This window comes from Fusobacterium sp., from assembly GCF_032477075.1.
Classification (GTDB): domain Bacteria; phylum Fusobacteriota; class Fusobacteriia; order Fusobacteriales; family Fusobacteriaceae; genus Fusobacterium_A.
In genome coordinates this window covers 12,679-38,590 of sequence record NZ_JAWDXO010000002.1, presented here as the reverse complement: position 1 = coordinate 38,590, position 25,912 = coordinate 12,679, and the positions used below count along the sequence as shown (strand labels likewise).

Below are 25,912 nucleotides of genomic sequence, written 5' to 3'. Positions count from 1 at the left end.
GAGGATAATAATGCTGAAAGAAGGAATAAGCTTAACACTTGAAAAAGTAGTAAATGAAAATGAAACAGCAGCTAAAATTGCATCCGGAGCTTTAAATGTTTTTGCAACACCAATACTTATAGCATTTATGGAAAATACTTCATTTGAGTTGATACAAAAAGAACTTCCAGCAGGAGAGACAACAGTAGGAATATCTGTAGACATAAAGCATTTGAAAGCTAATCTTGTAGGAGATAAAATCAAATGTATATCTGTTCTTGAAAAAATTGATGGGAAAAAACTTGATTTTTCTGTAAAAGTATATCATGGAGATACTTTAGTTGGAGAAGGAAAACATGGAAGATTCATAATAAATGAAGAAAAATTTTTAAATAAATTAAAGGGGTAGTCTCAGTACTATCCTTTTTTTAAGGATAAATAAAATTTTAAATAATATATTTTTAAAAGGAGGAAAAATGGAAGGTAATATAGAAAAAATTGGAAGTAAAACAAAACTTTTATTAGGAGCACAGCATGTACTTGCAATGTTTGGAGCAACGGTTTTGGTTCCTTTCTTAACAGGTTTAAATCCTTCAATTGCACTTATAGCAGCAGGAGCAGGAACATTGATATTTCATTTTTGTACTAAAAGAATAGTGCCAGTATTTTTAGGTTCATCTTTTGCTTTTATAGGGGCATTGAGTTTAGTATTAAAAGAAGAGGGGATTGGAGCTGTAAAAGGCGGAGTCATAGCAGCAGGATTTATTTATTTGATAATGGCTTATTTAGTAAAAGTTTTTGGTGTAGAAAAAATCAAATCTTTTTTTCCCCCAGTAGTAACAGGACCAATTATAATGGTAATAGGTCTTAGAATGAGTCCAGTAGCTCTGAGTATGGCAGGCTATGCAAATGGAAAATTTGAACCTAAAAGTTTGATAATAGCTTTAGTAGTCATTATTTCTATGATCAGCATTACGATAATGAAAAGATCATTTTTCAGACTTGTTCCAATTTTAATATCTGTAATATTGGGATATATTGTAGCCATGTGTATGGGACTTGTGAGTTTTGAGCCTATTGCAAAAGCAAACTGGGTAGGTCTTTCAGCTGAAGCTGCTAACGATCTTTTTACACTTCCAGCTTTTTCTGTAAGTGGGATACTCGCAATAGCTCCTATAGCTTTAGTGGTTTTTATTGAGCATATTGGAGATATTACAACAAATGGTGCTGTTGTAGGAAAGGATTTCTTTAAAAACCCAGGTATACATAGAACACTTATGGGAGATGGAGTTGCTACAATTGTAGCTGGACTTTTAGGTGGTCCAGCGAATACTACCTATGGAGAGAACACTGGGGTTCTTGCAGTAACTAAAGTTTATGATCCCTCAATTTTAAGAATAGCAGCATGTTATGCAATCATCTTAGGACTTTTAGGAAAATTTGGAGTGATTCTTCAAACTATACCTGCTCCAGTAATGGGAGGAGTTTCAATAATATTATTTGGAATGATTTCATCAGTGGGAGCCAGAACACTAGTAGATGCAGGATTAGATTTTTCTAATTCAAGAAATCTTATTATAGCTTCATTAATATTTGTATTTGGAATAGCAGTAGACAATATTGTTATATGGAAAACAGTTTCGCTTTCAGGACTTGCTCTTGCAGCACTTGCAGGAGTTATTTTAAATAAAGTTCTTCCATTAGATAGGGAAGTGGCAATAAATAAAAAAATAGATTAATTAAAGTAAATCCTTTAAGCAAAGATTTTTGCTTAATGGATTTTTTTATTTAAAAATATAATATATAGTAAAAAGCAAAAAGATATAAGTATTTTTTTAGGCTTTAAAAAATTTAAATTAGATAGGATAGCCAAAATAATAGGGAAAATATTAAAAATAGCAGATTTCTGAAGATTGAGTATAGTAATTTAAATATAAATAAAAAAGCATGATTATTGTGTATAATAAACCATGCTTTTTATCTTAATTAAATTAATGTGGATAAAATAGATGCTTTAGAAACTATTCCCATAAGTTCTCCATCATCAATAACTGCAAGTGGAAACTTAGTATTTATTGCAATAGGAAGAATATCGTTTATTAATGTATCTGAAGATGTAGTAGGAATTTCATTAATTATATAATCAGAAAGAAATCCATTTTCATTTCTACATTTAAGAGCATTATCAATAGTTATTATTCCTAAAAATTTCATATGATTATCTATAACATAAGCACTTGAAACCCTGTTACTTTTCATTTCACGAATAGCAATTCCTGCACCTTCTTTCAAACGAATTATACAAGAAGGATTAAACATTATCTGTTTTACACTTATAACTTTAGTTTTATCAGCACTATCAATAAATTGGCGAACATAGTCATCAGCTGGATTAGCAGACATATCTTCAGGTGTATCAAGTTGAATAAGTCTTGAATCTTTCATTATAGCAACTTTATCACCAAGTTTAAAGGCTTCATTTATATCATGAGTAATAAATACTATTGTTTTCTTTAATTTTTTTTGTATTGATAATAGTTCAAATTGCATATCACTACGAACTAATGGATCAAGAGCTGAAAATGGTTCATCCATGAGAAGTATTTCAGGATCACTAGCCAAAGCTCTGGCAATTCCAACTCTCTGTTTCATTCCACCAGAAAGACTGTTGATATTTGCATGTTCCAATCCTTCAAGACCTACCATTTTTAATACTTTCATGGCTTTTTTTTCTCTTTCTTCCTTTGGGATACCTTTAATTTCAAGACCATATTCAATATTACTTATAACATTTCTGTGAGACATCAATCCAAAATTTTGAAAAACCATAGAAATTTTATTTCTTCTAAAGTCTATAAGTTCTTTTTGGGAGAACTTCCCAATATCCTTACCATCAAATAAGATGGTTCCAGATGTAGGATTATGAAGTCTATTTAAACAACGAATAACTGTGGATTTACCAGAACCAGAAAGACCAATTATAACAAAAATTTCTCCTTGTTTTACATCAAAGGACATATTCCATATAGCAGAAGTTACACCAGTTTTTTTGAAAACTTCATTTTTTTCTGCTCCAGCTTTAAGCATTTTTGCAGCTTCATTTTTATTTAAACCATAAAGTTTTGTTAGATTTTTTACACTTAAAATATGTTTTTCATCATTATTATTTTCTATATTATTGTTCATTATTTTTTCTTCACCTCACTTCTATTAATCCATGCCTGAGTGATACGATCCATCAAGATAGCTACTATAACAACAGCAGTACCTGCAACAAGACCACGTCCTATCTCAATACGGTTTACTCCTATGAGAACTTCCATACCCAGACCACTAGCACCAATCATAGAACATGTAACAACCATAGCCATAGCCATCATCAAAGTTTGATTTACACCAGTCATAATAGTAGGAAGAGCTTGAGGTATTTGTACCTTCCATAATGCTTGAAATTTTGTAGAACCAAATGCTCGTGCAGCTTCTACTACTTCTTTATCCACTTGTCTGATACCATGACTTGTAAGTCTGATAACAGGAACAATAGCATATATTGTAGTTGCAATAACTGCAGGAGCTTTTCCTAGTCCAAAGAAAAGTACAGCTGGAATAAGATAAACAAAGACAGGCATTGTTTGCATAGTATCAAGTATAGGTCTTACAAAGCTATTTATTTTTTCACTTCCAGAAATTAGTATACCTATTGGAAATCCTAATAAAAGAGAAATAAAAACAGCAGCAAGAACAATAGAAAGTGTATCATTCATCAAATCCCAAAGTCCTATTATACCTATGAAGAAAAGCATACAACTGTAAAGTATACCATTTCTTAATTTTCCTGTGAGCCTCCACCCAGCAAGAAATACTAGTAAGATAAGTACCCACCATGGAATAAAGTTAAGTATGGTCAATATACCACCTATTAGTCCATTTAAAATATTTTTTATAATATTAAAAAATCCACTAAATTGAATACTAAAATTTTTAACAGTTCTATCTATAAGAGCTATATCAATATTCAATTTAAAAGGAAAATTAAAAATTCCGTTCATAATACCCTCCCATTATTAATTTAGAGCTTTTCTTACTGCTTCAGCTTTATCAGCATTTAGCCATTGATCTATTAAATTATCATTGTTTTTAAGAAGCCATTTAGCAGTTGCATTATAGTTATCTCCAGTTTCCTGCATATGTGCCAAAGCTTCTGAAGTCAATTTGCTTGAAGTATGATACTTGCTGAGAAAAGCAACAATTTCAGGAGCTTTTTCTTTAAATTTATTACTTGCTCCAATAGTTACTTTTACAGATGGGCAAGCAGTTTTCCCTTCAAAATATTTTTCAGCATCATAAGGCTCATCTTCTAAAAGAACAAAATCATATTTACCTAATAACCAAGTTGGTTCCCAATAATAACCTACAATTGGCTCTTTTTTTTCGTATGCAGCTGTGAAAGCAGCAGATAATGCAGCATCAGAACCTGGTCTGAAATATACAAAATCCTTATCAAGACCATAAGCTTCATATTTTTTATACATAATATTATCTATTTCCCAACCAGGAATTGCACCATAAATACGTCCCTTTTCAGGATTTTCACTATCTTTAAAAAGCTCTTTATATTTAGGTAAATCTTTTACAGATTTTAAATCAGGGGCCATAGTTTCTATTACATATCTAGGAACATATATTCCTTGTCTATTATCATCAAAGTTAGTACCTAATTCTTGGAAAAGACCAGCTTTTAAATCAGGATAGTAACTAGGAATATTATCAGTCCATTCTTCCATATGTACATCTATTTCCCCACTTTTGATAGCCTCATGTAAAATCGGTGTAGAACCAGGAACTTCACTCCAAGTATAACCAAATGCATTTTCTATAATAAAGCCAGCAACTGCATTGTGAACTTTGTTGCTGTCCCATCCTGCATCAGCAAAACGCACTTCTTTTTTATCATTTCCACCACATCCCAAAAATGCTAAAGTAAGAAAACTAGTAATAATGAAAGTAAATATTTTTTTCTTCATATAAAACCTCCTAATCATGAAATAAAATATATGTGTTGATTTATTATTCAAATGTAGATTAAAAATTCTTTTTTTAAAAGTAACAACTTTATTTTACAACTAAGTTGTTACTTTTGTCAAGATTTTTTTGTGAATATATGGTATAATAAGAGGGTATGAAATGAATATTAATAAGGAGGGAGAACTATAAAAAAAATATTTATAATTGGATTCTTAGCAGCACTCATAGGAGCAAAATTTTATTTTCAAAATGAAGGAAAAGGAAAAGAAAACCATAATAGAAAAAATATAGAAATAGGAAAACAAGAGGAGAAAAAAGGAGAAAAAATGGAGAAGAAAATTTTGAAGAGAGAAGATATAGATAAAAAATATAAGTGGAATTTGGAAGAATACTATTCTAATTGGGATGCATGGGATAGAGAACTGGATAATACAAAAGAATTGATGAAGAAAGTTCCAGAATATAAAGGAAAAATAAAATATAGTTCAGAAAAATTTACAGAAATGATTCAACTAGAAGAAAAGATAAGTAGGACAATAGAAAAATTATATATATATCCATATATGTTAAAAGATATTAATTCTAAAGATGAAACAGCATCTATAAAATTACAAGAGATAATGGCAATTCTTACTGAATATTCTGTGTCTACTTCTTGGATGACACCTGAAATATTAGAAATACCAAAAGAAACAATGGAAAAATGGATAGAAAAAAATCCGGTTTTACAAGAGCATAAATTCAGCTTAATGGAAATATATAGGTTACAGGGACATGTATTAGATGAAGGAAAAGAAAAACTTTTGTCTTATTATGGACAATATATGGGAGCTCCTGATGACATATATGGTGAACTTTCTATTTCAGATATAAAATGGAATGAAGTAGAACTTTCAGATGGTTACAAAGGACCTGTTACAAATGGTATTTATTCAAAAGTTTTATCTACTAATAGAAATCAAGAGGACAGAAAAAAAGCTTTTGAAGCTTTATATGGATCATATGATGCTAATAAAAATACTTATGGAGCAATATATAGATCACTTCTTCAAAGAGATGTAGCAACTTCAAAAGCCAGAAATTATAATACCACATTAGATAAGGCTCTTGAACCTAAAAATGTACCAACTGAAGTATTTGAAACTCTATTAAAATCTGCAATAGATAATAATGCTCCACTTCAAAGATATGTAAAACTTAGACAACAAGCTCTAGGATTAGAAAGTTATCATTATTATGATAACAGTATAAATATTGTTGATTATAATAAGGAATTTTCATATGATGCAGCGAAAGAAATGGTATTGGATTCAGTAGCTCCATTAGGAAAAGATTACAGCGAAAAAATGAATAAAGCTCTTAGTGAAGGATGGATAGATGTATATGAAACTGAAAGTAAAAGAAGTGGAGCTTATTCTATTGGAATTTATGATGTTCATCCTTATATGCTTTTAAATTATCAATCTACTATGAATGATGTATTTACATTAGCTCACGAGCTTGGTCATACAATGCATACAATTCTTTCAAATGAAAATCAACCTTATACATCTTCTAATTATACAATATTTGTAGCTGAGGTAGCTTCTACATTCAATGAAAGACTTATGCTTGATTATATGATAAACAATAGTAATGATTCAAAAGAAAAAATAGCATTATTGGAACAGGCTTTAGGAAATATAGTAGGGACTTTTTATATTCAGACTTTATTTGCTAATTATGAATATCAAGCCCATAAATTAGTTGAAGAAGGAAAAGCAATAACTCCAGATGTTTTAAGTGGAATAATGGAAAATCTATTCAAACAGTATTTTGGAGAAACTCTTACTATGGATGAATTACAAAAAATAATCTGGGCAAGAATACCACATTTCTATAATTCGCCATATTATGTATATCAATATGCAACAAGTTTTGCATCATCAGCAAATTTATATGATAGAATAACTAATGAAAAATATGGAATAGAAGAAAGAGGAGCAGCAGCTTCTGCTTATCTAGAACTATTGAAATCTGGTGGAAATGATCATCCAATGAATCAGTTGAAAAAAGCTGGGGTAGATTTGGAAAAAGAAGAAAGTTTTCATGCAGTAGCAAAAGAATTTGATAGACTTTTAGATCAATTGGAAAAAGAACTTAAAAATTTAGAAAATAATAAATAAAATATTGATAAATTTAAAGAAAGGAAGCAGTCTAAAATTGCTTCCTTTTCTGTTTCTATTCTTGAATAAAACTATTTATTACCATTCCAATTGCAACTAAGACTATTCCAATTATACCTAATATAGTAGGAATAGTATCATGAAAAATCAAAACTCCACCCAAAAGTGTAAAGATAAGTTCTCCAACTTGTGTAGATTCTATAACAGCAAGTTTATGGCTATCTCCTTTGACTATATCTGTAGCTTTAAAAAACATTATTGTAGCAATAACACCAGAAGAAATAGCAACAATAAGAGATTGAATAATTTGATTATCAGTAGGAATTCCTGTCTGAATTACTCCCAGAATTACTATAATAATCCAGAATGGAATACTGCATAATGTCATTCCAAATACTCTTTGAAGTGTATTTAATCTGCTGTTGCATAGTTCCATCATTTTACGATTTCCCAATGGATAGGAAAATGCTGCAAAAAGAACAGGAACAACTACTAAAAAACTATCAAAAATAGATATTTTTTTAGCTTCTTCAGAAAGCATAAGAAATATTCCAATTAAAATTATAAAAGAAACAAATAAAAATTTTTTAGGTATATGATTTCTTACTCTTTGTTCATCAACAATTGTATAAAAAAATGGAGACATAAGAGCACCTGCTATTATAGTCAGCTGCCAAGTTCCAGCTACTAACCATGAGGCTCCATATGCTGAAGCAAAACTTAAAGGGGCATAAAAGAATCCAAATCCTATAGTACTCCATATAAGCCATGAGACAGGATTTTTTTTGATATCTTCTATAACTGGGAATAGTTGTTTTTTTATTGTTACTATAAAAAATAATATAGGGAGCATAAAGAGATATCGTAAAGATGAGCTCCAATACCAACTTCCTCCTCCAATATTCATCTGTCTATTGAGAACAAATGTAAAGGAAAAGAAAAAAGAGGCTCCAATACCAAATAAAAGGGCTTTTTTCATTTCTTTCTCCTAGCGAAAATCTAGTTTAAGATAAGTTCTATTTTATCTATTCTATTTTCTTTTATACTTTTTATTTTAAATATAACATCATTTACTTCTATTTCTTTATCAAGATATGTATCATCAGGTATTTCACCTAATATATCTATCAAATATCCAGATATAGTATTATGGTTTTTAGAAATAATATCTATATCAAGGTTGTCTATAAGATCATCAACAGAATAAAGACCATCAACTGAATAAGTATGATTGTCAATTTTTTCTAGTTTTGGTTCATTATCATCATATTCATCATCAATATTTCCCATAACTTCCTCTACAAGGTCTTCCATAGTAACTATACCAGAAAAGCCTCCATATTCATCTATAAGTATAGCAATATATTTTTTAGATTTCTGCATTTCTTTAAATAATGTATCAATATTTTTACTTTCTGGAACAAGATAAGGTTTACGAAGTATAGAACGAATATCTACATTTTCAAATCCTTTATTTCTTGCTTCTAAAATGAGATCTTTTATATAAAGAACACCAATGATATTATCAATATCGTCTTCATATACAGGTATTCTTGAATGCTTAGTTGCCAGTAATTCATCTATATATTCATTGATGGGAACATCAATATCAATTGAATAAACATCTGTTCGAGGAATCATTATTTCTGAAGCCAAAATATCATCAAATTCAAATATACAATTAATCATCTCTTTTTCAGTTTCATTAAATACACCATTTGCTTGTCCAGCTTCTACCATGGATTTTATCTCTTCTTTGGAAATATTTTCTTCAAGGTTTTCAGCTTTCATTCCCAGAATCTGCAAAATAAAATTTGTAGAAAAAGATAAAAGTTTAATAAAAGGTGAAGTAAGCTTTGAGATGAACAAAATAGGCTTAACAGTAAATAAGCTTATAGCTTCAGCTTTTTGTAAAGCAATACGTTTAGGGACAAGCTCACCAAAAACTAAAGTAAAAAATGAAAGAATTATAGTAACCAAAACAATTGCTATTGTTTCTCCATAAGGAATTTCTAATTTTGTCATAATGACATTTAAAGGATGAGAGAAACTAGTGGCAGCAGAAGCACTTGCTAAAAAACCAGAAAGTGTTATTGCCACCTGAATAGTAGATAAAAACTTTGTAGGTTCTTTTAATAGTTCCTGAAGAAGCAAGGCATTTTTATCACCATCTTCTGCAAGCATTTTCACTTTGTTTTTATTTACTGAAACAGTCGCCATTTCTGCACCAGCAAAGAAAGCATTTGCAATAGTTAAAACTAAAAGAAATAATAATTGTGATATGACATTGGTCGTACCAGGTAATTCATCCATAAAAAAAAATCCTCCTAAATAATTGATTTAAATTAAGAGGATTTTATCAAATTTAAGAATAAATGTCAAAGTATATTTATAAAATTTATTTAAAAATATAGTTAGAGTTTTTTAAGATTTCTATTGCTTTATCAAACTTGTCAGACTTTAAAAGGATATAGTCAGTATTGTATGTAGAAACAGCAAATATGCTTATTCCGTTTTCAGCAAGAACACTTGATATTTTAGCAAGAATACCAATTAATGAAAAATCTAAAATTCCTTCTATTCTAAATCCTTTCCATTCATTGTCACATTCAATATATTCTTGAGGGACATATTCAGTAGAACATACCAATGAAAGTTCTTCATCTGTTTTTCCAATAAAAACAAATTCATCTTCATAGTTTATATCATTTAGACTTTTTATTTTGCAAATAGAAAAATCATTAGGTAAAATTTTTAAATTCATAAAACCTCCCTCATAGAAAAAATAATGCAATTCCAAAAACAGAAACAAATGCTCCTAAAATTTCTCTCATTTTAACTTTTTCTTTAAAAACAATTATAGAAATAGGAATTACTATTATTGGACTGATAGAGGAAAAAGTAGAAGCAACTCCAGCATTTATTAAATTAAAAGCAGAAATTAAAAAAGTAATACCAACAGTGGCAGTAACTGTTCCTAATAAAATAAGACCCATAAGTTTTTTATCAGTGAAAGAAAAAAATATTCTTCCCCATTTCTTTTTAAATGTAAGATAAAATAGAAATACTCCCATAGCACAAATCATTCTTATTTGTGTTGAAGAACTAGGATCATATCCTTTTGCACCTATTTTTGTGAATATATTACCAAGAGCTTCTAGAATAACTGCTATTGTAATAAGGGCTATTCCTTTTGGAGAGAGTTTCTTATCTTCAGGATTTTCACTTTTAGGTTTTAAAACAACCATAAGAACACCAGAACATGTGATAAACATAGCAATAGTTTGAGTTAATGTAAGAGATTCACCAAGAAATAAGAATCCAAATAATCCTACAATAAGAGGAGTCATAGTCATAAAGAGCATACATATTCTTGCTCCTATGAGGATATATGATTCATAGAGAAACATGTCACCAAGAAAAAGTCCAATTATTCCAGAAATACTTAAGAAAGTCCAGTTATGGATTGTAGAATCTGTAGGGAAGAATACCCCTCTTGTAAAGAAAGTAGCTGAACCTAACATGATTATTCCCATAATAAGTCTGATTACATTAACTGTTGTACTATCAGCTTTTTTAGAAGCTGCTTCAAAAAATATAGAGCTGAATGCCCAACCAAAAGCCGTAATTAAAGCATAGAGTTCCCCAAGATAATTCATTTTTTCCTCCTGTTTTTTATTTGTTAAAATACATTATAATATATTTTTCTAAAAATAAAAAGAGAAATAAAAAAGAATCTGATAACTAGAACCAGATTCTTTAATTTTTATTAGATTATCCTAGCATTTTACTAAATTCAATAAATACCCCAGGTCCAATTGGCAGTCCAAAAGCAAACCAAATAGCTAGAAGTATAGTCCATCCAAGTAAGAAACAAATCGAGAATGGAAGCATCATTGAAATAAGAGTTCCCATACCAGAATCTTTATCATATTTTTGCATGAAAGCAACTATCATTGCAAAGTAAGACATCAATGGAGAAATAATATTTGTAGATGAGTCTCCAATTCTGTAAGCAGCTTGAGTAAATTCAGGCGAGTAGTTAAGTTCCATAAGCATAGGAACAAATACAGGAGCCATTATTGCCCATTTAGCTGATGCAGAACCCATAAATAGGTTGATGAAAGCAGTGAATAAAACAAATCCTAAAATTAATGGTAATCCAGTAAATCCTATTGATTTAAGAGTATCAGCACCTTTAACAGCAAGGATAGTTCCTAGATTTGTATATCCAAAATATGCTATAAATTGAGATGCTGTAAATGCAAGAGCCATATATCCACCCATTCCAGCAAGAGCTTTACCCATAAGTTTTGCAACATCTTTATCACTTTTTAAAGTTTTAGCTGTAAATCCATAAGCTAATCCAGGAAGTAAGAAGAAGAACATCATTGCAGGAATAAGTCCAGAAGAAGTCCAAGCTTTTAAACTTCCATCTACTTTTAATACAGCATTAGTTGGCAAAGTTAGAACTAACATAACTGCAATATAAGCAAGAACAACAATTCCAGCTGCTCTTAGCCCTTTTCTTTCAAGATCAGTTAATTCTTTCATGTCATGATCAACATCACCATGGTAAGGACCAAGTCTAGGCTCTACTATTTTTTCAGTAATGATGGTTCCTAAGGCAGTGATAATAAATGTAGATACAAACATAAAATAATAGTTAGCTGTTGCTGCAACGAAATAATCAGGTCTGATAAGTTTAGCTGCTTCTGTAGTTATACCACCAAGTAGAGGATCAGTAGTACCTAATAAAAGGTTAGCAGAAAATCCTCCAGATACTCCTGCAAATGCAGCAGCTAATCCTGCTAATGGATGTCTTCCAAATGAAAGGAATATAACTGCTCCCAATGGAACAAGTACAACATATCCAGCATCAGAAGCAACATTAGACATAACACCAGCAAAAACAACTATAGCAGTTATAGCCCTTCTAGGAGTTCCCATAACAACTTTTTTGATAGTAGAAGACATAAGTCCGCTTCCTTCACAAACCCCAATACCAATAATACCTACAAGAACTGTACCTAAAGGAGCAAACCCAGTAAAGTTTTTTACCATAGAGTTAAATATATACCTAATACCTGCAGCATTTGTTAAAGATTTAACAGTAACTGTTATTTCTTCAAAGTTTCCAGTCTTTTTATTTAAAGCATTGTATGTAGCAGACACACCCATTTTTTCAGTAATTCCTGAAACTATTATGATAGTTAAACAGAATAATACGAAAAGTGTAACTGGATGTGGAAGTTTATTTCCACCAACTTCGATGAAATCAAGGAACTTATTAAAAAAGCCCTTTTTTTCTTGTTTAATTTGACTCATAAAATCCTCCCTAAAATTTTTTCTTGACCTTTATAATATCAGTATTCACTATTTAAAATTCAACAAAATGTGTATATCTGAAAATAAAAGTCGTTATTTGAACAAATTATACATGAAAATGATATTAAAATCAATTTGAAATTACTTATGGGAATGATATATCAAATATATTATTTAAAGAAATCAAGTATATAAGAAGTTAATTAATAGGAATAAATAAAGGAAAGCAATAAAAAAATAGTACAAATTAATATTTATAATCTTAAATTAATTTCTAATAGGAATTATTCTGTCAATTGTTATTGTAAAATAAATAACACGAGTGAAGAAGAAAATTTGATAAAGTTTGACACAGATGTGTAGAACTGTTATTATAAAATTATAAGGAAAAATTATGGAGGTAGGTGTAGCATAGTGAAATTTTTAAATTTTTTTAAAAAATTTATTTTAGGAACAATATTATTTGTAATAAAAGAAATTTTTTCTTTTTTTATAAAAGCTTTTTTATTTTTTTTGGTGATATTTTCAATAGGTGCTTTTTTTGCAAAAACAACATTAGAGAAAGATAAAGTGATTATTGAAAAAGGAAGTTATATAGAAGTAGATTTATCAAAAGATTATAAAGAAAAGGGAAAAAATTTACCAGAATTTTTAAAGGGACAAGATACAAATTTTTTCTCTATTTTGAAAGTTTTTGATTATATAGAAAAAGATAATAATATTAAAGGAGTAGTATTGAAATTAGATAATCTATCTCTTGATAGTGCTCAAATAGAAGAATTTGGAAAAAAATTAGATAATTTGAAAAAAAGTAAAAAAGAGGTATATTCATATGTAACAATGGTTGATAATAGGAATTATTCACTAGCTATAAAAAGCAATCATATTTTTATGCCTCCCACAATGAGTGCTCCTGTAAATATTACTGGATATTATGGAGAACTTATGTATTATAAACTTTTAGCAGACAAATTAGGAATAGAGTTTAATGTTATTCATGTTGGGGATTATAAAGCATATGGAGAAAATTTAACAAAAGAGCACATTTCTAAAGAATATAAAGAAAATATAGAAAGAATGTATAATAGAAAATATACTAATTTCATAAATAATATAGCAACTGAAAGAAAAGTAAATCATGACTTTATTAATGAAAAGATTCTTAATGGTGATTTAATGGTATCAGAACCAAATCAAATGAAAAAATTAAAATTAATAGATGAATTTATGTATTATGATCAGCTTAAACAAGTTATCGGAGATAACAAACTTCTTTCTTTTGAAAAATATAATACTTTTTTATCTAAAAATAGTCTTTTAGGAATGAATGGAAATAAAAGAAAAGATAAAATAGCAATAATATATGCTGAAGGAACAATATTCATGGATAGTACTTCAGGTAGTATTTCAGGAAGTATAACTCCAAATACCCTCATAGAGGAGATAAATAAGGCATTAAAAGATAATACTGTAAAAGGAATAGTTTTAAGAATAAATTCTCCAGGTGGTTCAGCATTAGCTTCTAATATAATAAGCAATAAAATAACGGAAGCAAATGAAATTAAACCAATATATGTTTCTATAGGGGGAGTAGGAGCTTCAGGAGGATACTATATAGCAGCAGTAGCAGAAAAAATATATGCAGATAAAGATAGTCTTACAGGTTCAATAGGAGTTGTAAGTATTATTCCAAATATAAAAAAAATGCTGGGAAATATATCAATAAATGTAGAAGAAGTTAAAAAAGGTGAATATTCAGACATTTACTCCATGGTAAAAGATTTTGATGCAGACAAAAGAGATAAACTTTATGCTTCAAATTTAAAAGTGTATAATGAATTTTTAGATACAGTATCTTTTGGAAGAAAATTGAATAAGCAACATGTAGAGCGAATAGCTCAAGGAAAAGTATGGCTTGGAGAGGAAGCATTAGAGCTAGGATTAATAGATGAGATAGGGGGATTAGAAAATGCAGTAAAAGGTCTTGCTGATGATCTTAAATTAGCAGACTATGACACAATTGAAGTAATAAATGCTCCAAATTATGATTCTATTTTAAAAAGGTATGTACCAGCAGTGAAAATGTTAGAAAAATATGATTCTTTTATTTTTGAAAAAGAACTTTATTTTAAACCTATATATTATTTTCCATATGATATATAAACTTATAGGTTGAAAAAATATGAGATACTATGATATAATCAATCGTAAAGAACAAAAATTTTAGGAGGAAAAATTAATGGTAAGAAAATTAAAAGGTGGAAGAACAGGTAATGGAGCTTCAAACCAGATGGATATATTAAAGCAAGCTCAATCTATGCAGCAACAAATGATGGTTGTTCAAGAAGGGCTTAAAGAAAAAGAATTAACAGCATCAGTTGGTGGAGGAGCTGTTACAGTAAAGGTCAATGGGCAAAAAGAATTATTAGAAGTTAAATTAAGCGATGAAATAGTTAAAGAAGCTGTTGAAGATAAAGAAATGCTTGAAGATCTTATTCTTTCAGCTATAAAAGAAGCAATGAGACAAGCTGATGAATTAGCAGAAGCTGAAATGGGCAAAGTAACTGGAGGAATTAATATTCCAGGATTATTTTAATAAAATATGTCGAGACTGAAAATTTTCAGTCTCTTTTTTTAATGGGTAATAAAAAATTAGAAGTAAAGGTGAAATACAGAATTGAGAAAATTTTATTTAAAATTACCTGTTTTATTTAAAGCCATTTTATGATATGATTTAAATGTATTATTAATTTAATAAGGAGGAAAAAAATGGGTTCATTTATTATATTTTTATTATTTGTATTTGTTGTAGTATTGATAGCTTTTCATGTAAGAATAGTACCTCAATCAAGAGCTTATGTAATAGAAAGACTTGGGGGATATAAGGAAACTTGGAATGTTGGAATAAACTTTCTTGTTCCTTTCATTGACAGAGTTGCAAAAAGGGTTTCTTTAAAAGAACAGGTTATTGATTTTAAGCCTCAGCCTGTTATAACTAAAGACAATGTAACCATGCAGATAGATTCTGTAATATATTTTCAAATTACAGACCCTAAACTATATACATATGGAGTAGAAAATCCTATGAATGCTATAGAAAATCTTACTGCTACTACTCTTAGAAATATAATAGGAGATATGGAACTTGATTCCACTTTAACTTCAAGAGATACTATTAATACTGAGATGAGAGCTATTCTTGATGAAGCTACAGATCCATGGGGAATGAAAATAAATAGAGTAGAGTTAAAAAATATAATTCCACCTAGAGAAATTCAGGATGCAATGGAAAGACAGATGAAAGCAGAAAGAGAAAGAAGAGAAGCTATCTTGAGAGCAGAAGGACAGAAAAAATCAGCTATCCTTGTAGCAGAAGGAGAAAAAGAATCACAAATCTTAAGAGCAGAAGCAGAAAAGCAATCAGCTATCTTGAGAGCAGAAGGTCAAAAAGAAGTTGCAATCAAAGAAGCTCAAGGTAAAGCAGAAGCTATTTTGTCAGTACAAAGAGCAGAAGCAGAAGCTATCAAGTTATTAAAAGAAGCAGATGCAAGTAAAGAAGTACTTATGATTAAAGGAATGGATACATTTAGTAAAGTTGCAGATGGCAAGTCTACTAAGATAATTATTCCATCAGAACTTCAAAATCTAACTACATTTAGTACTTTATTTGGAGAGTTTAAAGAAAAAGATAAAAAATAAAATAAAAAGTTGGCATAAATCCATGCCAACTTTTATTTTTTAGCTTCAAGTTAATAATTATCAAATTCTAAGATAGCTTTTATTGTAATTATTTTTATTTTTGATGTATCAAAAGTATTATCCATGCTACAGCTATTACAGCTGCTGCAATTCTTCTCACTACAGCAGTTAGAAGAACATCCTTTTTTAGGATTTCTAGCTTCATATTCTTTATATGATTCCAGATACCCATTCTTTTCAAGGGAATTATAAGCAGCTATAAGTTCCTCTTCATTTATTCCTAAATTTTTCATAACAGCATTGTCACTGTAGACAGATGAAGTAAGAAGAAATCTTATAAGTCTTATTTCAATATCAGTCATGATTTTTCCTTTCGTATAAAATATGTTTGAATAAATTATACCACATCCTAGACAGAAATAGGAAAAAATATTATAATATCATATCACAAAAGGAGGAACAGATGAAAAAAGGAGAAATAGCTTTAGAGAGTTTGAGGACTACATACAGGAAAAAAATATGGACTAAATTTGTAAAAGCCATAAAGGACTTTAATCTTATAGAAGATGGAGATAAAATAGCAGTAGGAGTATCAGGAGGGAAAGATAGTCTTCTTTTATGTAAATTATTTCAAGAGATGAAAAAAGATAAAAGTAAAAATTTTGAAGTAGCTTTTATTTCTATGAATCCAGGTTTTGAAGCTATGGATATGGAGAAGTTTAAGTCCAATCTTGAAGAATTAGAGATACCATGTGAAGTGTTTGAGTCTAATGTATGGGAAATTGCATTTAAGGAAGACCCCGAAAGACCATGTTTTTTATGTGCTAAAATGAGAAGGGGAGTGCTTTATAATAAAGTAGAAGAGCTTGGATACAATAAGCTTGTTCTAGGACATCACTTTGATGATATGGTAGAAACTACTATGATAAATATGTTTTATGCAGGAACTGTAAAAACAATGATACCAAAGGTAAAATCTACAAGTGGAAAAATGGAACTTATAAGACCTATGATATATATAAAAGAAAAAGATATAATAGCATACACTCAAAAAAATGAGATAGAGGCTATGGGATGTGGTTGTCCTGTTGAGTCTGGAAAAATAGATTCAAAAAGGAAAGAAATAAAGAATATTTTAAATAGGTTAGAAGAAAAAAATCCAAATGTAAAACAAAGTATATTCAATTCTATGAGAAATATAAATCTTGATTATGTTGTAGGATATACAAGAGGAAATAAAAGGAATACTAATAAAGTAGAGGAATAATAATGGAAGAAATAGTAAAAAAAAATAATATATTAAATTTTATAGAAAATAAAAGTTTCAGTAAAACTATATGGAGTCCAATAGGACGTGCAATGCATAATTATAATATGATAGAAGCAGGAGACAGAATAGCAGTAGGAGTATCAGGAGGAAAAGATAGTTTGACTGTTTTAAATGCTTTGGTAAGAATAAAAAAGATAGCCAATTTAGATTTTGAAATCATTCCTATTCATATACATCCTAATACTGATAAAGCCTCTTTTGAAGTAATAGAAAAATATTGTGAAAAATTAGGATTAAAACTTCAGATAGAGGATACAAATTTAAGTGATATGCTTTTTGGAGAAAAGGAAGTGAAAAATCCATGTTTTTTATGTGGGAGAATAAGAAGAGGAATTCTTTACAGAATGGCGAAAGAACAAGATATAAATAAATTAGCTTTAGGTCATCATAAAGATGATATAATAGAGACATTTCTTATGAATGTTTTTTATCAGGGAAATATGAAAATGATGAAACCCTGCTATCTTTCAGAGGAATATGGTATTAAAATAATAAGACCACTTGCATTTGTTGAAGAAAAAGATATAATAAGATATGTAAGTAAATTAGGACTTCCTGTAATAAAATCTGATTGTCCATATGAAGTGAATGAAAATTCAAGAAGATTGAGAATAAAAAATCTTATAAAAGAAATATCTTTAGAAAATAAAGATGTAAGGAGTGTTATTTTTAATAGTATTAAAGATTTATTAAACTAAAGTTATATATCAGAATAAATTAGAAAAGGAGGAAGTATGATAAATATTTACCACGCTTTTATCATACAAGGAATTATGAGTTTATTATTAAATATTATATGGTTATTTTTAGGAGGACTTGTTCTAGCTTTTGAATGGTTTGTAGCTGGGATAATAAGTACAATATTGATAGTTACAATACCATTTGCAAGAGGTTGTTTTGAAATGGCAGCTTCATGTCTCACACCTTTTGGAAAAGATATAGTACTGAAAACTGAATATGGAGAGCCACCAAGACCAATATCAGCATTTTTTTGGATAATATTTTTAGGAATATGGTTGGCTATATCACATATTATAGCTGGAATATTACAATGTATCACAATAATAGGAATACCAGTAGGAATACAAAATTTTAAATTAGCTAAAATAGCTTTTAATCCTTATAAATATACTTTAGTAGACAGAAGATTCACACCAAAAAAGTAATATTGCATATGTAAGAAAGAGAATGGATTGCCCATTCTCTTTCTTAATAGTTTCAAAAATATTTAATATGGTGTTATTTTGAAAGTTTTGAAACAGTTTTTATGTAAATTTTTGTAGCAGCAAGTACTTGGTGAAGATGTCCATACTCATTTGCTCCATGCATATTTCCTCCAGAAGGGCCAAAAGTTACTGTAGGAATATTTAATGAATTAGCTAATATATTAGAATCACAAACTGACTTGTCAAACTCAATTCTGATTTCATCACCAGTAACTTCTTTGAAAGTTTCTTTTACAGTTTGAACTAATATATGAGCTTCTTCCAATGCAAATGGTTCCATATATGCTGACTTTCTAGGTTTTAATCTAACATCTACTTTACCAGATAGTCCTAATTTTTCAGCAGCTTCTAAAATTTGTTTTTCACAAACTTCATAAGTTTCTCCCGGAACAGTATATCTGTCTATAAATAATTCACATTTTTCAGGAACTATTAAAGCATTTTTTACTCCACCTTCAATACTTCTCACTACCCAAGTTCCTCCACCTAATGTAGAATGGATTATAGTAGGAAGCTCTTCAATGGCAATAGCTAATTTGCTTCCATAAATAAGGGCATTTTCTCCAACATTTGGATAATGACTTGCATGAGCAGCTTTTCCAGATACAGTAACTTCAATACTATATCTTCCTCTAAAACCAATAGCCATATTATCAAATCTACATTCAGCCATTATAGCCATATCAGCACTCAATCCTTCATTAACTAATTGATAAGTTCCTTTAGAAAGATTTTCTTCATCTGATACAAAAGCAAGAACAAGTTCTCCAGTAAATTTATCTTTATTTTCAGAATAATATTTTGTAGTAGCAAGAATGGCAGCAAGACCACCTTTCATATCCATTGCACCCAAACCATATGTTCTGTCACCATCTTCAGTAGGAGTAAAAGGATCAGTATTCCATCCATTTGCCACTTTTACAGTATCTATATGACCAATGAGCATAACTCTTGGACCTGGTTTTCCACTATCTAAAACAGCATAGACAGAAGGACTCTGCTTTTCTTCATCTCCTTCATAGTAACTTATTTTAGGATCAAGACCAAATCCTTTTAATTTATCAGTAACATATTCAGCGAGTTTTGCTTCTTCTCCTGTGATACTTCTGATTTTTATCATATCATACCAATACTCTTTGATCAGATTTTCATTTATCATATATTAACCTCCAATATAGTTTATTTTCCAATAAATTTTATCAAGAATTAAAATTATTTTTTATTGGTTACCATCAACTTTTTCAATAGTAAATCCTGTAATTATGTAGATGAAAGAAATTACTATACTTAAATAAGTAACTGGAGCATATAATATGAAATCCATTGTTTTTACTCCAAGAGTAGTTGCAACAAATACTCCTGTAACACTCCATGGAACAATAGGAGCAAATCCAGTACCTGTATCTAAAAGTATTCTAGCTAGATTTTTTCTTTTTAATCCATAAGAATCAAATAAACCTCTTACCATTTGTCCAAGAACTGAGTAAGTTACATAATAACTTCCAGTTATTGTAAAGAATAATGAGTGTAAAACAAATACTCCAATCATCATTGATTTACCTGTCTTAGCTATATTAGTTATTTTTTCAAGTAAAATATCTACAACACCTGCTGTTCTTAATGGAGCACCAAATATTGCTGAAGCTATAAGTAGAGCAACTGTACCAAGCATGCTATTTAGTCCACCTCTAACAAGCATTTTATCTACAATAGCTACACCTGTTTTAGTAGTATATCCACTAGAAAGAGCACTAGCTACCTGATTTAATGAAGTTCCTTGGAACACCATAGCTAAAATACAACCAGCAATAATTCCAATAGTAAAAACAGGTAATGTAGGTTTTTTCATAATAATAAGTACTAGAACTAATACAGGTGGAATTAATAATAATGGATTTAGTGTAAATGTTTTTTCTAGAGTTCCCATAATAAGATCATAACTTTCTCCACCAATAACTCCATCTTTATATTGAAGACCAATCACAAAATACATTATTAATGCTACTATAAATGCAGGTAAAGTTGTTTTAAATGAATGCTTTATTGCTTCTAAAAGATTAACTTCACAAACTGCTGCTGAAAGTACAGTAGAGTCAGATAAAGGAGAAAGTTTATCTCCAAAGATAGCTCCACTAACAACAGCTCCAGCTGTTAAAGGTAAAGAGATACCAAGTCCAACAGCAACGCCCATAAATGCAATACCAACAGTACTGATTGTTCCCCAAGATGTTCCAGCCATCACTGACATCAATGTACAAATTATGCATACCATTACCAAGAAAAGACTTGGACTAAGAACTTTCATTCCATAGTATATCATAAGAGGAACAGTTCCAGATATCATCCATGCTCCAACTAAAACTCCAACAGATAGAACAATAAGAATAGGAACAGCCATAGTAGTTATAGTTTTCACTATATCACTTTGAATGTTAGAATATTCAATTCCAAAGATAGTAGAAATTATAACAGTAATAACTCCTCCAAACAATAAGATAATAGCAGTAGGTGCTTTAACCACTTTTATTCCTAATATGATAACAAGTATTGAAATAATAAGAATAAGCATAGCCTGGCCAGATGAAACCTTTTTTGCTTGGTTTTCCATAAAGATAACCCCCCATTTTAATTTAATATATGCCTTTTAAAGATTGTATACATTTTTTACATTTTAGAATATTGTATACAATTTCTTAAATAGATTTTAATAGATAATTATAAGTTTGTCAATACTTTTTTTGATGTAATTGTATTATTTCAATTTTTTTTGATTTGTTTTAATATTGATATAACAACTAAATCACCTAAAAAATTATTTTTTATTAGGAATAAATAAAAAAATCACAGTTGTAAAATACAAACTGTGATTAAAAATTTTTTACATAATTTAAAAATTTTAAGTAGAAAACTTTTAAAGACAGTACTCCATTAATTGAAAATTAATGACAGTAATATGAATATTTTCCATACTCCCAATAAAAATATTTTGGCAAAAATTTTTATTTCGACAAAATTCCCTTTCTAAATCATTCTTAATACCTGTCAAATATGAATGAATATACTCATGTTTTCTGCACCTCTATCTAAAAAATTATTTTGTTATTAAGTATATAATAGATAATCTTTTTTGTAAAATATATTAATTATATTATTAATATCTAAAAAAATAGCTTTATATAAAGGTTTTTAGCTATTATCTATTTTTTAAGTAGAATTTAAATTGAAATCCTAGATTAAAAATAAAAAGTGTGATAAAATTATTATGGGGATAAATAAATTTTGGTAAATTCTATTAAGGAGTGTAACATATGAAAGAAAACGCTATAGAAGTTATGGATCGAAGGACACTTGTATTTGAAGCATTAAAAAATGATATTATAAATGGTAATATAAGGTTTGGGGAAAAAATAAATGAAAATGAGTATTCTATCAGATATAATATAAGCAGAACACCTTTGAGAGAAGCATTAAGTAAATTAGAAATGATGGGAATAATAGAAAGAATACCTTTTAAAGGTGTATTTTTAAAAAAATTTGATTCAGATAAAGTAAAAGAAATATATGAAATAAGATTAGAACTTGAATATATTATCTATAAGGAAATAAAAGATATAATGGGAGATAAACATATTAAAAAAATTACAAAGATAGTAGCTAAAAGTCAAAAGTACAATAATAGTAACAATCTTGCAAAATTTTCAGAAACATTAGAAGAGTTTGATAATTATCTATATTCTTTATCTAAAAAAGAACTTTCTTTAAAGATACTTTCTGAACTTTCTTTCTATATGAATATATTTAAAAAAACTAACCCTAATATGCAGGAAACAGTGGATGAACATGAAAAAATAATAAGGGCATTAAAAGAAAAAAATGAAGAAAAAATATATAAAGCGTTAGAGGAGCATTTAGATAATGCAGCAGATTATGTTGTAAAAACTTTTGATAAAATATCTATTTAAAATAAAAAAGAATGAAGTCAGAGCTTCATTCTTTTTTTGTTTCCTAGAAATTTACACTAAATTTTTATTACTTATAAAGTATTGTATACTAAAAATAATATATTGTATACGAAAAATATAAGAGATGTATCATTTGGATATAGAAATTATATTTGTGAAAATCTATTTTTTAAGGTATACCTTAGTAAATACTTTTTATAAAAGTATTAATAAATCTACAAGGGGGAGTAGAAATGGAAAAATTTTTGATGCTTAGTATTGTAGCAGGATTATTTGCAATTGGAGATATTCTGGGTGTAGCAACTAAAGCTAAACTTTCATCAGTATTCATTGCATTAATGGGCTTTCTTATTTTATTCATGACAGGAGTAATACCTTCTGATCTGATTGCAAAGGCACAGTTGGATAAAGTAGCCACATTGGCAAGTCCTATACTTGTATTTCATATGGGAAGCATGGTAAATGTAAAACAATTAGTAGAAGAATGGAAAACTGTTTTAATGGCTTTTATAGGGATGATAATAACTTGTATTGCAGTTTTTTTAGTGATGCCAATTGTAGGAAGAGAAGTGGCTATTGTAAGTATTCCTGTATTGAATGGTGGAATTGTTGCTACTAATATAATGGTAAATGGCGCACTTGAAAAAGGATTTGTGACAGCTGCAGCTTTTGGTACATTTGCTTATGCTATTCAAAAATTTGTTGGAACACCACCAGCATCATTTTTCGGTCTGAAAGAAGCTAAAGTTATAATAGCAGATTACAGATTAAAAAAATCTGAAGGCGAAAAAATAACAATCTCTGGGGGAAAAGAGAAGAAAGAAGAAGTAAAAAGAGAATGGTATAAAAAATATGATAAATATTTTACTGTTTATGTATGTTTTGCTGTAACTGCTATCTGTTGCTATTTTGCAGCAATACTTTCTAAGTATACTGGAGTAGGAACTACTATATGGTCACTGATAATGGCTGCTACACTTGCATATTTAGGAATAATTCCACCAAGAATTCTTGATAGAGGTAAAATGTCTGGATTTTTCTCTATGCTGACATTTGCTCAAATTATTCCTTCCCTTGCTAAAATAAAATTTGATGATCTTATAGTAATGGGGTATTACTTATTAGTTATATTTGGAGCAACAATGATTGGATTGTATGTATTTACTCAAGTTCTTCCAGTATGGAAACTTGTTGGTTCTAAAAACTTAGCTATGGGAATAGTTGTTGCCCAACTTTTGGGATTTCCAGCTACATATCTTATATGTAATGAAATAGCAACTGCTGTAGCAGGAGATGAAGAGGAACATGAATTTATAATGTCAAAACTTACACCAGCATATGTTGTTGCTGGACTGGCTTCTGTAACTACATTATCGGTAATTGTGGCAGGAGAATTTGTAAAAATGCTTTAATAATAAAAGTATTTTCAATCAAATATATTATAAATATTAGGGAGGAATAAAATGCTAAAATTTGATTCTACTATTTATCCGTATCCATCAAGAAGAAACGTAATGTACGCTAAAAATGGTATGGTAGCAACTGGTTCTCCACTTGCTGCACAAGCTGGACTTGAAATACTAAAAAAAGGAGGAAATGCAATAGATGCTGCTATTGCCACTGCAGCAGCTCTTACTGTTGTAGAACCTACAGGTAATGGTATAGGAGGAGATGGATTTGCCATCCTTAGTATAAAAGATAAAATATATGGACTTAATGCCAGTGGTCCTTCACCAAAGCTTCTTGAAGCACAGGAATTACTGAATAAAGGATTAAAAGAAATGCCAAAATATGGTTTTATTCCAGTTACTGTACCAGGAATACCTAAAGCTTGGGCAGAGTTAAGTAAAAAGTTTGGAAAACTTCCTTTGAATGAAGTTGTTGCTCCAGCTGTAAAATTAGCAAGAGAGGGATATGCTGTTCCTGTAAATGTTGCTAAACTATGGAGAAAAGCTGCTGTGAATTTTGGAAAAGAAAGTGGAGAAGAGTTTAAATACTGGTTTGAAACTTTCACAAAAAATGGGAAATGCCCAGAAATAGGAGATGTAGTAAGACTTCCAGATCATGCAGATACTCTTGAGATGATAGGGGATACATATGCAGATGTTTTCTATAAGGGGGAATTAGCAGATAAAATAGATGCATTTTCAAAAAAATATAATGGATATATAAGAAAAGAAGATTTAGAAGAATTTGAAGCAGAATGGGTAGAACCCATTTCTGTAAAGTATCATGGATATGATGTTTATGAACTTCCACCAAATGGACATGGAATAAGTGCTCTTATGGCGCTTAACATCTTAGATAGATTCCAGTTTGAGGCAAGGGAAACAGTGAGATCATACCATACAATGATAGAGGCAATGAAGCTTGCATTTGTAGATGTACAAAAATATGTAGCAGACCCTAGATTTATGAAAGTGACAGTTGACCAGTTATTGTCAAAAGCATATGCAGAAGACAGAGCAAAGCTGATAGGAAGTACAGCAATCATGCCAGAAGCAGGGGATCCATATAGTGGAGGAACAGTATATCTAGCAGCAGCAGATAATGAAGGAAATATGATATCATATATTCAAAGCAACTATATGGGATTTGGTTCAGGAATGGTAGTTCCAGGAACAGGAATAGGGCTTCACAACAGGGGAAACAACTTTAATCTAAATCTTGAAAGTGCAAACTGTGTAGGACCAGGAAAGAAACCATATCATACAATAATACCAGGATTTTTAGGAAAAGATGGAAAAGCTATAGGACCATTTGGAGTAATGGGAGGATTTATGCAGCCACAGGGGCATGTACAGGTAGTAACTAATACAGTGGACTTTCTGATGAATCCACAGGCAGCTTTAGATGCTCCAAGATGGCAGTGGGTAGGAAAGAAAAATATAGAACTGGAACATGGAGTAGCAGAACATATAGCATACGAATTGGCAGCAATGGGTCATGAAATAAAAGTTTTATATGATCCATTAATGATGGGAAGAGGAGAGATCATCTGGAGAATGGAAAATGGGGTTTTAGTAGGTGGAACTGAACCTAGAACAGATGGACATATTGCTTTATATTAGTATGAAAAAAATACATTAAAAGAGTATTAGGGGTAGTGTTTGAAAGAACAATACCCCTTTTATATTTTTTATGGTATAATGTAAAATAAAAAAATATGACCCCTGATTTGTGAAGAGAAATTAGATG

Annotated in this window: 23 protein-coding genes and 1 riboswitch; of the genes, 12 read left to right on the top strand and 11 right to left on the bottom strand. The window is 29.6% G+C overall.

Annotation, left to right across the window (positions count from 1 at the left end; genetic code table 11):
- Window positions 1–10: 10 nt before the first annotated feature.
- Together E6771_RS01375 and E6771_RS01370 are read left to right on the top strand one after the other, a co-directional pair.
- Window positions 11–388, top strand: a complete 378-nt coding sequence (locus tag E6771_RS01375) for a thioesterase family protein (protein WP_316089091.1) — start codon at window positions 11–13, stop codon at window positions 386–388.
- A gap of 79 nt (window positions 389–467) precedes the next feature.
- Entirely contained in the window at window positions 468–1,718 is a 1,251-nt protein-coding gene (locus tag E6771_RS01370) for a uracil-xanthine permease family protein (RefSeq protein ID WP_316089390.1), read from the top strand.
- Window positions 1,719–1,965: 247 nt separating this feature from the next.
- Here the strand turns inward: E6771_RS01370 and E6771_RS01365 are convergent, their stop codons facing one another.
- Genes E6771_RS01365 through E6771_RS01355 form a run of 3 tightly spaced genes read right to left on the bottom strand, consistent with a single transcriptional unit; the run spans window position 1,966 to window position 5,003 of the window.
- A complete protein-coding gene (locus E6771_RS01365) occupies window positions 1,966–3,165 on the bottom strand; it encodes a glycine betaine/L-proline ABC transporter ATP-binding protein (protein ID WP_316089089.1) in 1,200 nt (399 codons plus the stop codon).
- Window positions 3,165–4,028 carry an ABC transporter permease gene (locus tag E6771_RS01360; protein WP_316089088.1) on the bottom strand — a complete coding sequence of 288 codons (864 nt, stop codon included), beginning with the start codon at window positions 4,026–4,028 and terminating at the stop codon, window positions 3,165–3,167. Before E6771_RS01360 ends, E6771_RS01365 begins: the two co-directional genes overlap by 1 nt.
- 15 nt (window positions 4,029–4,043) lie before the next feature.
- Window positions 4,044–5,003: an ABC transporter substrate-binding protein gene (locus E6771_RS01355; protein ID WP_316089086.1), complete on the bottom strand. Its 960-nt coding sequence runs from the start codon at window positions 5,001–5,003 to the stop codon at window positions 4,044–4,046.
- Between the two features lie 339 nt (window positions 5,004–5,342).
- Between E6771_RS01355 and pepF the strand changes: the two genes are divergently transcribed.
- Window positions 5,343–7,169 (top strand): oligoendopeptidase F, encoded by a 1,827-nt coding sequence (pepF, locus tag E6771_RS01350; protein ID WP_316089388.1) that lies wholly within the window; start codon window positions 5,343–5,345, stop codon window positions 7,167–7,169.
- Between the two features lie 55 nt (window positions 7,170–7,224).
- On the opposite strand, the gene E6771_RS01345 is transcribed toward pepF, so the two are convergent.
- From E6771_RS01345 to E6771_RS01325, 5 genes are all read right to left on the bottom strand, one after another.
- Complete coding sequence (locus E6771_RS01345) at window positions 7,225–8,148, bottom strand: multidrug resistance efflux transporter family protein (protein ID WP_316089085.1); 924 nt, start codon at window positions 8,146–8,148, stop codon at window positions 7,225–7,227.
- Window positions 8,149–8,168: 20 nt separating this feature from the next.
- Window positions 8,169–9,482 (bottom strand): hemolysin family protein, encoded by a 1,314-nt coding sequence (locus tag E6771_RS01340; protein WP_316089084.1) that lies wholly within the window; start codon window positions 9,480–9,482, stop codon window positions 8,169–8,171.
- An 85-nt stretch (window positions 9,483–9,567) separates the two neighbouring features.
- The gene (locus tag E6771_RS01335; protein ID WP_316089082.1) at window positions 9,568–9,933 is read right to left on the bottom strand and encodes an ACT domain-containing protein; all 366 of its coding nucleotides are present in this window, start codon (window positions 9,931–9,933) and stop codon (window positions 9,568–9,570) included.
- A gap of 10 nt (window positions 9,934–9,943) precedes the next feature.
- Window positions 9,944–10,828: a DMT family transporter gene (locus E6771_RS01330; protein WP_316089080.1), complete on the bottom strand. Its 885-nt coding sequence runs from the start codon at window positions 10,826–10,828 to the stop codon at window positions 9,944–9,946.
- 115 nt (window positions 10,829–10,943) lie between these two features.
- Window positions 10,944–12,488: an AbgT family transporter gene (locus E6771_RS01325; protein WP_316089386.1), complete on the bottom strand. Its 1,545-nt coding sequence runs from the start codon at window positions 12,486–12,488 to the stop codon at window positions 10,944–10,946.
- Window positions 12,489–12,911: 423 nt separating this feature from the next.
- Here E6771_RS01325 and sppA point away from each other — a divergent pair, with 423 nt between their 5' ends.
- The 3 genes from sppA (at window position 12,912) to E6771_RS01310 (ending at window position 16,196) form a co-directional block, all read left to right on the top strand.
- Entirely contained in the window at window positions 12,912–14,660 is a 1,749-nt protein-coding gene (gene sppA, locus E6771_RS01320; protein ID WP_316089078.1) for a signal peptide peptidase SppA, read from the top strand.
- Between the two features lie 76 nt (window positions 14,661–14,736).
- Complete coding sequence (locus E6771_RS01315; RefSeq protein WP_316089076.1) at window positions 14,737–15,093, top strand: YbaB/EbfC family nucleoid-associated protein; 357 nt, start codon at window positions 14,737–14,739, stop codon at window positions 15,091–15,093.
- Between the two features lie 173 nt (window positions 15,094–15,266).
- Window positions 15,267–16,196, top strand: a complete 930-nt coding sequence (locus tag E6771_RS01310; protein ID WP_316089075.1) for an SPFH domain-containing protein — start codon at window positions 15,267–15,269, stop codon at window positions 16,194–16,196.
- 50 nt (window positions 16,197–16,246) lie between these two features.
- Here E6771_RS01310 and E6771_RS01305 read toward each other — a convergent pair whose 3' ends face one another.
- Window positions 16,247–16,558: a hypothetical protein gene (locus tag E6771_RS01305; protein ID WP_316089073.1), complete on the bottom strand. Its 312-nt coding sequence runs from the start codon at window positions 16,556–16,558 to the stop codon at window positions 16,247–16,249.
- 101 nt (window positions 16,559–16,659) lie between these two features.
- On the opposite strand from E6771_RS01305, the gene E6771_RS01300 reads away from it, so the two are divergent.
- Genes E6771_RS01300 through E6771_RS01290 form a run of 3 tightly spaced genes read left to right on the top strand, consistent with a single transcriptional unit; the run spans window position 16,660 to window position 18,692 of the window.
- The gene (locus E6771_RS01300; protein ID WP_316089071.1) at window positions 16,660–17,463 is read left to right on the top strand and encodes an ATP-binding protein; all 804 of its coding nucleotides are present in this window, start codon (window positions 16,660–16,662) and stop codon (window positions 17,461–17,463) included.
- Between the two features lie 2 nt (window positions 17,464–17,465).
- Window positions 17,466–18,224, top strand: coding sequence for a tRNA 2-thiocytidine biosynthesis TtcA family protein (locus E6771_RS01295; protein ID WP_316089069.1), 759 nt, complete (start codon window positions 17,466–17,468; stop codon window positions 18,222–18,224).
- A gap of 36 nt (window positions 18,225–18,260) precedes the next feature.
- Complete coding sequence (locus tag E6771_RS01290; protein ID WP_316089068.1) at window positions 18,261–18,692, top strand: YccF domain-containing protein; 432 nt, start codon at window positions 18,261–18,263, stop codon at window positions 18,690–18,692.
- Window positions 18,693–18,765: 73 nt separating this feature from the next.
- Here the strand turns inward: E6771_RS01290 and E6771_RS01285 are convergent, their stop codons facing one another.
- Together E6771_RS01285 and nhaC are read right to left on the bottom strand one after the other, a co-directional pair.
- Complete coding sequence (locus tag E6771_RS01285) at window positions 18,766–19,911, bottom strand: M20 family metallopeptidase (RefSeq protein ID WP_316089066.1); 1,146 nt, start codon at window positions 19,909–19,911, stop codon at window positions 18,766–18,768.
- Between the two features lie 60 nt (window positions 19,912–19,971).
- On the bottom strand, window positions 19,972–21,360 hold the full coding sequence (nhaC, locus tag E6771_RS01280; RefSeq protein ID WP_316089065.1) for a Na+/H+ antiporter NhaC: 1,389 nt from the start codon (window positions 21,358–21,360) through the stop codon (window positions 19,972–19,974).
- 302 nt (window positions 21,361–21,662) lie between these two features.
- Window positions 21,663–21,842, bottom strand: a riboswitch (Lysine riboswitch).
- A gap of 218 nt (window positions 21,843–22,060) precedes the next feature.
- On the opposite strand from nhaC, the gene E6771_RS01275 reads away from it, so the two are divergent.
- The 3 genes from E6771_RS01275 (at window position 22,061) to ggt (ending at window position 25,785) form a co-directional block, all read left to right on the top strand.
- Window positions 22,061–22,714 (top strand): GntR family transcriptional regulator, encoded by a 654-nt coding sequence (locus E6771_RS01275; protein WP_316089063.1) that lies wholly within the window; start codon window positions 22,061–22,063, stop codon window positions 22,712–22,714.
- A 233-nt stretch (window positions 22,715–22,947) separates the two neighbouring features.
- Complete coding sequence (locus E6771_RS01270; RefSeq protein ID WP_316089061.1) at window positions 22,948–24,126, top strand: hypothetical protein; 1,179 nt, start codon at window positions 22,948–22,950, stop codon at window positions 24,124–24,126.
- A 51-nt stretch (window positions 24,127–24,177) separates the two neighbouring features.
- Complete coding sequence (gene ggt / locus E6771_RS01265) at window positions 24,178–25,785, top strand: gamma-glutamyltransferase (protein ID WP_316089060.1); 1,608 nt, start codon at window positions 24,178–24,180, stop codon at window positions 25,783–25,785.
- Window positions 25,786–25,912 lie beyond the last annotated feature (127 nt).

Bases quoted from the DNA above. Each gene is read 5' to 3' on its own strand.
- E6771_RS01375 (WP_316089091.1), top strand. From the start codon at position 11: ATGCTGAAAGAAGGAATAAGCTTAACACTTGAAAAAGTAGTAAATGAA.
- E6771_RS01365 (WP_316089089.1), bottom strand. From the start codon at position 3,165: ATGAACAATAATATAGAAAATAATAATGATGAAAAACATATTTTAAGT.
- E6771_RS01360 (WP_316089088.1), bottom strand. From the start codon at position 4,028: ATGAACGGAATTTTTAATTTTCCTTTTAAATTGAATATTGATATAGCT.
- E6771_RS01355 (WP_316089086.1), bottom strand. From the start codon at position 5,003: ATGAAGAAAAAAATATTTACTTTCATTATTACTAGTTTTCTTACTTTA.
- E6771_RS01345 (WP_316089085.1), bottom strand. From the start codon at position 8,148: ATGAAAAAAGCCCTTTTATTTGGTATTGGAGCCTCTTTTTTCTTTTCC.
- E6771_RS01340 (WP_316089084.1), bottom strand. From the start codon at position 9,482: ATGGATGAATTACCTGGTACGACCAATGTCATATCACAATTATTATTT.
- E6771_RS01335 (WP_316089082.1), bottom strand. From the start codon at position 9,933: ATGAATTTAAAAATTTTACCTAATGATTTTTCTATTTGCAAAATAAAA.
- E6771_RS01330 (WP_316089080.1), bottom strand. From the start codon at position 10,828: ATGAATTATCTTGGGGAACTCTATGCTTTAATTACGGCTTTTGGTTGG.
- E6771_RS01315 (WP_316089076.1), top strand. From the start codon at position 14,737: ATGGTAAGAAAATTAAAAGGTGGAAGAACAGGTAATGGAGCTTCAAAC.
- E6771_RS01310 (WP_316089075.1), top strand. From the start codon at position 15,267: ATGGGTTCATTTATTATATTTTTATTATTTGTATTTGTTGTAGTATTG.
- E6771_RS01305 (WP_316089073.1), bottom strand. From the start codon at position 16,558: ATGACTGATATTGAAATAAGACTTATAAGATTTCTTCTTACTTCATCT.
- E6771_RS01300 (WP_316089071.1), top strand. From the start codon at position 16,660: ATGAAAAAAGGAGAAATAGCTTTAGAGAGTTTGAGGACTACATACAGG.
- E6771_RS01295 (WP_316089069.1), top strand. From the start codon at position 17,466: ATGGAAGAAATAGTAAAAAAAAATAATATATTAAATTTTATAGAAAAT.
- E6771_RS01290 (WP_316089068.1), top strand. From the start codon at position 18,261: ATGATAAATATTTACCACGCTTTTATCATACAAGGAATTATGAGTTTA.
- E6771_RS01285 (WP_316089066.1), bottom strand. From the start codon at position 19,911: ATGATAAATGAAAATCTGATCAAAGAGTATTGGTATGATATGATAAAA.
- nhaC (WP_316089065.1), bottom strand. From the start codon at position 21,360: ATGGAAAACCAAGCAAAAAAGGTTTCATCTGGCCAGGCTATGCTTATT.
- E6771_RS01275 (WP_316089063.1), top strand. From the start codon at position 22,061: ATGAAAGAAAACGCTATAGAAGTTATGGATCGAAGGACACTTGTATTT.
- E6771_RS01270 (WP_316089061.1), top strand. From the start codon at position 22,948: ATGGAAAAATTTTTGATGCTTAGTATTGTAGCAGGATTATTTGCAATT.
- ggt (WP_316089060.1), top strand. From the start codon at position 24,178: ATGCTAAAATTTGATTCTACTATTTATCCGTATCCATCAAGAAGAAAC.